This window comes from Streptomyces sp. NPDC048565, assembly GCF_040650935.1.
GTDB lineage: Bacteria > Actinomycetota > Actinomycetes > Streptomycetales > Streptomycetaceae > Streptomyces.
On sequence record NZ_JBEZIH010000001.1, the window covers coordinates 479,866 to 486,991 of the forward strand.

The 7,126-nt window shown below is 70.9% G+C and carries 6 protein-coding genes and 2 rRNA genes; 5 read left to right on the forward strand and 3 right to left on the reverse strand.

What is annotated here, in order from left to right:
- Positions 1-3: 3 nt before the first annotated feature.
- Positions 4-1,152, reverse strand: coding sequence for an S-methyl-5-thioribose-1-phosphate isomerase (gene mtnA, locus AB0C75_RS02085; protein WP_362886109.1), 1,149 nt, complete (start codon positions 1,150-1,152; stop codon positions 4-6).
- Between the two features lie 140 nt (positions 1,153-1,292).
- Between mtnA and AB0C75_RS02090 the strand changes: the two genes are divergently transcribed.
- Genes AB0C75_RS02090 through AB0C75_RS02110 form a run of 5 tightly spaced genes read left to right on the forward strand, consistent with a single transcriptional unit; the run spans position 1,293 to position 6,767 of the window.
- Positions 1,293-2,501, forward strand: a complete 1,209-nt coding sequence (locus tag AB0C75_RS02090; RefSeq protein WP_362886110.1) for a glycerophosphoryl diester phosphodiesterase membrane domain-containing protein — start codon at positions 1,293-1,295, stop codon at positions 2,499-2,501.
- A 4-nt stretch (positions 2,502-2,505) separates the two neighbouring features.
- Entirely contained in the window at positions 2,506-3,201 is a 696-nt protein-coding gene (locus AB0C75_RS02095) for a DUF4129 domain-containing protein (RefSeq protein WP_362886112.1), read from the forward strand.
- Positions 3,198-4,427 (forward strand): DUF4350 domain-containing protein, encoded by a 1,230-nt coding sequence (locus AB0C75_RS02100; protein ID WP_362886114.1) that lies wholly within the window; start codon positions 3,198-3,200, stop codon positions 4,425-4,427. The genes AB0C75_RS02095 and AB0C75_RS02100 overlap by 4 nt, the downstream gene beginning before the upstream one ends.
- A complete protein-coding gene (locus AB0C75_RS02105) occupies positions 4,424-5,443 on the forward strand; it encodes a MoxR family ATPase (RefSeq protein WP_362886116.1) in 1,020 nt (339 codons plus the stop codon). Before AB0C75_RS02100 ends, AB0C75_RS02105 begins: the two co-directional genes overlap by 4 nt.
- Positions 5,444-5,453: 10 nt before the next feature.
- Positions 5,454-6,767, forward strand: coding sequence for a DUF58 domain-containing protein (locus AB0C75_RS02110; protein ID WP_362886118.1), 1,314 nt, complete (start codon positions 5,454-5,456; stop codon positions 6,765-6,767).
- Between the two features lie 90 nt (positions 6,768-6,857).
- On the opposite strand, the gene rrf is transcribed toward AB0C75_RS02110, so the two are convergent.
- Positions 6,858-6,974, reverse strand: a 5S ribosomal RNA gene (gene rrf / locus AB0C75_RS02115).
- A 79-nt stretch (positions 6,975-7,053) separates the two neighbouring features.
- A 23S ribosomal RNA gene (locus tag AB0C75_RS02120) occupies positions 7,054-7,126 on the reverse strand; the annotation flags it as partial.

The window sequence follows — 7,126 nt, forward strand, 5'->3', positions numbered from 1 at the left end:
CCATTAGCTAATCGTTACCTGCGATGACCTGGCACACAGCTCTGCCAGTCCGACCCCCGTGACCGGGGAAATGACGCCCTCCTCCGTGACGATCGCCGTGACCAGTTCCGACGGCGTGATGTCGAATGCGGGGTTGTACGCCTGGGCCCCCGGGGGCGCGACAACCGTCCCGCCCCCTTCACCTCCAGCCGCAGCACCCGGCTTGGGTGTGAACTCTGTCACTTCCGTCGCGGAACGCTGCTCCACGACGATCGATGTGCCATCCACCGACTCCAGATCGACCGTGGTCGTCGGCGCCACGACCAGGAACGGCACATGGTGGTACTTCGCGAGCACCGCCAACGGATAGCTCCCCACCTTGTTGGCCACCGAGCCGTCCGCGGCAATGCGGTCCGCCCCGATGATTACGGCATCCACCTCCCCCGCCGCAAACAGCGAGCCCGCGGCACTGTCCGTCAACAGGCTGTACGGCATCCCGTTCCGCCCCGCCTCGTACGCCGTGAGCCGGGCGCCCTGGAGCAGCGGCCGGGTCTCGTCCACCCACAGGTGGCGCAGGCTGCCCTTCCGGTGCGCCCGCAGCGCCACCGCGAAGGCTGTCCCCGCGCCGCCGGACACGAGCGCCCCGGTGTTGCAGTGGGTCAGCAACCGATGCCCGCCTCCGCCCGCCAAGAGCTCCCCGAGCAGCTCCAGACCGTACTGCGCCATCCGGTCGCTGGCCGCCGCGTCCTCCCTGTGCAGGGCCCGCGCCTCCTCCAGGGCCGTCAAGGCGGCCCTCTCCGGGCTCGCGCCTCTCCCGACAGCCGCCTCGTACGCCCGCGCCACCCGCCTCGCGCCGTACCCGAGATTCACCGCGGTGGGCCGCGCCCGCTCAAGCAGCTCCGCCGCCCGCGCCACGTCCTCACCGAGGGCGGCGGCCAGTGCCACCCCGTAACCTCCGGCGATACCCAGCAGAGGCGCCCCCCGCACCGCCAGCGTCCGGATCGCCCGCACCAGCGCCGGCACATCGGCGCACACCAGCTCGACCTCCTCGGCAGGCAGCCGCGTCTGGTCGAGGAGCACCACCGCAGGGCCTTGCGGAGGCCCGTCCCAGCGGAGTACGGAGAGAGCCGGAGGCTCGATACCCACCGGCGATTGCTCATCCTGATCAGCCATCCGCCCAGTCTGCCCGCTGAACCGCCCGCGCACGAAGGCAAGAAGGAGATACAGGGCCAGGCCCGCGCAGGACCGGCCCGTGACACGATGGCTGCCGACCTGCCGCCCCGATGAGCGGGCAGGACTGTGAAGGAGCGACGATGAACGACTCTCCGGGCTGGGCTTCGCCCGGATCCGCCCCCTCCGACGACCAGGGGACGGGCATTCCCAACCCTTCCTCCCCCGTCGACGGCAGCGGGCAGGCCGGACAGTGGTCTCCCGCGCAGCCGCCGCCGGGACAGTGGTACCCGCCGAGCGCCCCCGGCGCAGGCCCGGGCGCACCACCGCCGGCCCCGGGCTGGGGCGGCATGCCTCCGGGGCCCGGATGGGGCGGCCGGCCCATGGCCGCCAAGCCCGGCGTCATCCCGCTGCGCCCCCTGGGCGTCGGCGAGATCCTCGACGGCGCGGTGTCCACGATGCGCACGCACTGGCGCACGGTCCTGGGTATCAGCCTCACCGTCGCCGTGATCGCCGAGATCGTGATCATTCTCGTGGAGCGCTATCTCCTGCCCGAGCAGAAGTCGGTCGACCCGAACGCCACCGGGGCGGAGGCCCTCCGCCAGGCCACCGACTCGGCACAGTCCCAGCTGCTCAACAGCGCCCCCAGCACGCTCATCGCGATGATCGCCACGCTCATCACCACCTCGGTCCTCACCGTGGTGATCAGCCGCTCCGTGCTGGGCCGGGCCGTGACGCTCTCCGAGGCCTGGTCCGAGGCGCGCCCCCGGCTCCTTCCGCTGCTCGGGCTGACGCTTCTGCTGGGCCTGATGAGCATCGCGATCATGGTGGTGGGGCTGCTTCCCGGCCTGGCCCTGGGCAGCGGTGGGGGCGGGCTCGCCCTGACCGCCCTCGGCTTCCTCGCCGGCTTCGCGGTCGTCCTCTGGCTGATGGTCCGCTTCACGCTCGCGGCGCCCGCGCTGATGCTGGAGCGGCAGCCCGTACTCACCTCGCTGCGCCGGTCCGCCAAGCTGGTCAACGGCAGCTGGTGGCGGACATTCGGCATCCTGGCTCTCAGCTACGTGCTGGTCATCGTCCTGACCTTGATCATCGCGATCCCGTTCGGCATCATCGCCGTGACCGTGGACAGCGACGGTCTGAGCGAGTTCCTCAACAGCACCTCGACGAACTTCGGCTGGCCCTTCCTCGTCATCACGGGCATTGGCAACGTGATCATCTCGACGCTCGCCTACCCCTTCACCGCCGGCGTGATGGCCCTGCTCTACGTCGACCAGCGCATCCGCCGCGAGGCCCTCGACCTCGAACTCGCCCGGGCCGCGGGCGTGCCCGGCTACGACACCCTCAGGAGCTGATGCGGTGACGGGGGCGGGGGGCACCACCGCAGCGGTACGGCTGATCCGGGCGGGCGGGGACATACCCGTGGACACCTCACGCGTCCCCGCCCGTGAAGCGGCGCGGGACGAACTGTCCGACCCGATGTACCACGAACACGATCCGAACCTCCTGGAACGCGGTCTCGACCGCTTCTGGGACTGGGTCGGCGACCTCTTCGCCGGCGCCGCAGGGGCCGCCCCCGGCGGCCCGCTCGGGCTCGTCGTGCTCGTCCTGGTCATCGTCGGCCTGGGGGCCGCCCTGTGGTGGAGGCTCGGCACACCGCGGGGCACCGCCCACTTGGCGGAGACCCTCTTCGGCGACACCGCGCGCAGCGCGGCCGACCACCGCGCCACAGCCGCCGCACACGCCGAGGGCCGACGCTGGACCGAAGCCGTCCAGGAACGGATGCGTGCCCTCGTACGCTCCCTCGAGGACCGGGCCGTGCTCGGCCCGCGCCCCGGACGGACCGCTGACGAGGCGGCCGCCGAGGCGGGCCAGCTGATGCCCGCACACGCCGACCGGCTCCGCGCCGCCGCCCGGGTCTTCGACGAGGTCACATACGGAGGCCGCGCAGCCGATGAGTCCGCGTACCTGACCTTGCGCACGCTCGACCTGGACCTTGAGGCCACCAAGCCGTCGCCGGCCATCACCGGCGCGGCAGGGGACGCTGCCGGATGACCGCCACCGGGGCCGATCCCGTCACGTCGGAGTCCCGCAGCCCCCACCAGATCTGGCAGCGCGTCCGGGGACTGCTGTTCGCCGCCCTCATCCTCGTCGTCGCAGGTGTCGCCATCGCCGCCTTCCGCTCCGGCGGCCAGCACGGTCGGCTCGATCCCCGCTCCGCGGACCCGTACGGCAGCCGGGCGGTCGCCGAACTCCTCAAGGAGCGCGGCGTATCCGTCGATGTCGCCACGACCCTCGACGAAGCCGCCGGTGCGGCCGGCCCCGACACCACCCTGCTCGTCACCGGGCCCAACATGCTCACCGCCCACCAGCAGCGGCGCCTCCGCGCGACGACCGCGGACTCCGCGGGCCGTACCGTCCTCGTCGCCCCCGGCGGCCCCTCCGTGGCCCGGCTCGCTCCCGGCGTGCACCAGGAATCCCACGGCCCGGTGACCGCGCGTCCTCCACGCTGCGAACTCCCCGCGGCCCGCGCCGCCGGCGCCACCGACATGGGCGGCATCCACTACGCGACAGCCGTACGCGAGGCCACCGCCTGCTACCCGGACCACGGTCTCGCCTCCCTCCTCGTCGTGCCGGGGCAAGCAGCCGGCGACACCGTGCTGCTCGGCTCCCCCGACGTCCTCCACAACGACCGTCTCGACCAGCAGGGCAACGCCTCGCTGAGCCTGCAACTTCTCGGTTCCCGCCCGCATCTCGTCTGGTACCTCCCCTCGCTCGACGATCCCTCCGCCGCCGAAGGCGGCACATCCGGCGGGGACGACAGCGGTGACGACGGAGCCGGAGGAGAAAGCGGCTTCATCGCCCTCATCCCCTCGGGCTGGCTCTGGGGCACCCTCCAACTGGCCCTCGCCGCCACCCTCGCCGCCATTTGGCGTGGCCGCCGCTTCGGCCCGCTGGTCACCGAGCGACTGCCGGTGACCATCCGTGCCTCCGAATCCGCCGAAGGCCGGGCCCGTCTCTACCGCAAGTCCGACGCCCGCGACCGCGCCGCAGCCGCACTGCGTTCCGCCACGCGGAACCGCATCTCCCCCCTCCTCGGCGTGTCTCCCCGCGACACCGACTACCCCGCTGTGCTCCTGCCCGCCGTCGCCGCGCGCCTCAGCACCCCGGGCACGGACGCCGCCGCCCTCCTCTTCGGCCCTGCACCGGCCGATGACGCCGCGCTGGTTCTTCTGACCGATCAACTCGACGCCCTCGAAAGAGAGGTACGCACTTCATGAGCGCCCCGACCCCGGAGACCACCGAGTTCACGGGGGCCGCAGGGGCCCCTGCGGCCCCTGTTGACTCCGGCAGCGCCCGCGCATCCCTGGAAGCGCTGCGTTCCGAGATCGCCAAGGCCGTGGTCGGCCAGGACCCGGCCGTGACCGGACTGGTCGTCGCTCTCCTCTGTCGCGGCCATGTCCTGCTGGAAGGCGTACCCGGGGTGGCCAAGACCCTGCTGGTCCGCGCGCTTGCCGCCTCCCTCGAACTCGACACCAAGCGCGTCCAGTTCACACCCGACCTGATGCCGAGCGATGTCACGGGCTCACTCGTCTATGACGCCCGCACCGCCGAGTTCTCCTTCCAGCCCGGGCCGGTGTTCACCCATCTCCTGCTCGCCGACGAGATCAACCGAACCCCTCCCAAGACGCAGTCCTCCTTGCTGGAGGCCATGGAGGAACGTCAGGTCACCATCGACGGGACTCCCCGTCCGCTGCCCGACCCCTTCCTGGTGGCGGCCACCCAGAACCCGGTGGAATACGAGGGCACCTACCCCCTGCCCGAGGCCCAGTTGGACCGCTTCCTCCTCAAGCTGACAGTCCCCCTGCCCTCACGCGAGGACGAGATCAACGTGCTCACTCGCCACGCGGACGGGTTCAACCCTCGCGACCTCAGGGCAGCGGGCATCCAGCCCGTGGCAGGCCCCGCCGACCTTGAAGCGGCGCGCGCCGCAGTCGCCAAGACCTCTGTCTCCCCTGAGATCGCCGCCTATGTCGTGGATATCTGTCGTGCCACGCGTGATTCCCCCTCGCTCACTCTCGGCGCCTCCCCCCGAGGAGCCACCGCTCTGCTCTCCACCGCACGGGCGTGGGCCTGGCTCACAGGCCGGGACTACGTCATCCCGGACGATGTGAAGGCTCTCGCTCTGCCCACACTTCGTCATCGCATCCAGCTGAGGCCCGAAGCCGAGATGGAGGGAGTCACCGCGGACTCCGTCATCACCTCTGTCCTCGCCCACGTCCCCGTCCCCCGGTGAGGAGGTGACCATGGCCCTCACCGGACGCGCCGCCCTGGTAGCGGCTTTGGCGTCACTCCCCGTAGGCATCCTGGCCCCCAGCTGGACGGGCCTGCTCGCGGTCGACATCCCGCTCTCACTGGCAATTCTGTGCGACTACGCCCTGGCCGCGCCAGTGCGTACGCTCCACTTCACCCGATCCGGTGATACATCCGTTCGACTCGGTGACACCGCATCAGTGCAACTCACTGTGACCAATCCGTCCCGGCGCCTGCTCCGCGCCCACCTCCGTGACGCCTGGCCGCCCAGCAGCTGGACCTCGGAGGCCGAACAGGCCTCGTCCCGGCACCAGTTCGACGTACCGGCCGGAGAGCGCCGCCGCCTCACCACGCTCCTACGCCCGTCGCGGCGTGGCGACCGCGAGGCCGACCGCGTCACGGTCCGGTCGTTCGGACCCCTCGGTCTGGCGGCCCGGCAGGGATATCACCGCGTGCCCTGGACAGTCCGGGTCCTACCGCCCTTCACCAGCCGGAAGCATCTGCCGTCGCGCCTAGCCCGGCTGCGAGAGCTCGACGGCCGGACAAGTGTGCTCACACGCGGAGAAGGCACCGAGTTCGACAGCCTGCGTGCCTACGTTCCGGGGGACGACACCCGATCCATCGACTGGCGGGCCACCGCACGCCAGTCCGCGGTCGCTGTGCGCACCTGGCGCCCCGAGCGCGACCGCCACGTCCTCATCGTCCTCGACACCGGCCGCACTTCAGCAGGCCGGGTGGGCGATGTCCCGCGACTCGACGCCGCGATGGACGCGACCCTGCTCCTCACTGCCCTCGCCACCCGCGCGGGCGACCGCGTGAACCTGATGGCTTACGACCGGCGTGTCCGAGCGCAGGTGCGGGGCAGGACAGCGGGCGGAGACGTCCTGTCGACGGTCGTCAGCACGCTGGCCACCCTGGAGCCTGAGTTGGTGGAAACCGACGCCCACGGCCTCAGCACGGCCGCACTGGCGCATGCTCCCCGCCGTTCACTCATCGTCCTGCTCACGGGTCTGGACGCCGCGCCCATCGAAGAGGGCCTCCTGCCGGTCCTTCCGGAGCTGACCCGCCGCCACACGGTCCTGGTCGCAGCGGTCGCCGACCCTCACGTCGAAGCGATGGCCCAGGCACGGGGCACAGTGGACGCGACCTACGAAGCTGCCGCCGGCACTCAGGCTCAGGCCCAACGCCGCCGCACTGCGGACCAACTCCGGCGTCATGGCGTCACGGTCGTCGACGCCGCCCCCAACGACCTCGCACCCGCGCTGGCCGACGCCTACCTTGCCCTGAAGGCGGCCGGCCGCCTGTAGAGAGCGGCAGGGCCGCTTGCTTGGCCTTTCCGCACACCAAACGCAGAAAAGCCCCGTGCCACAAGGGCACGGGGCTAGTCCGTAATATTTGTTCGGCGGCGTCCTACTCTCCCACAGGGTCCCCCCTGCAGTACCATCGGCGCTGAAAGGCTTAGCTTCCGGGTTCGGAATGTAACCGGGCGTTTCCCTAACGCAATGACCACCGAAACACTATGAAATTAACCAACACCGGATATGAACACGGCCGTTCGTTATTTCAGAACTAACACAGTGGACGCGAGCAACTGAGGACAAGCCCTCGGCCTATTAGTACCAGTCAGCTCCACCCGTTACCGGGCTTCCACATCTGGCCTATCAAC

Coding starts and splice junctions, on each gene's coding strand:
- mtnA (WP_362886109.1), bottom strand. CDS start 1,152: ATGGCTGATCAGGATGAGCAATCGCCGGTGGGTATCGAGCCTCCGGCT.
- AB0C75_RS02090 (WP_362886110.1), top strand. CDS start 1,293: ATGAACGACTCTCCGGGCTGGGCTTCGCCCGGATCCGCCCCCTCCGAC.
- AB0C75_RS02100 (WP_362886114.1), top strand. CDS start 3,198: ATGACCGCCACCGGGGCCGATCCCGTCACGTCGGAGTCCCGCAGCCCC.
- AB0C75_RS02105 (WP_362886116.1), top strand. CDS start 4,424: ATGAGCGCCCCGACCCCGGAGACCACCGAGTTCACGGGGGCCGCAGGG.
- AB0C75_RS02110 (WP_362886118.1), top strand. CDS start 5,454: ATGGCCCTCACCGGACGCGCCGCCCTGGTAGCGGCTTTGGCGTCACTC.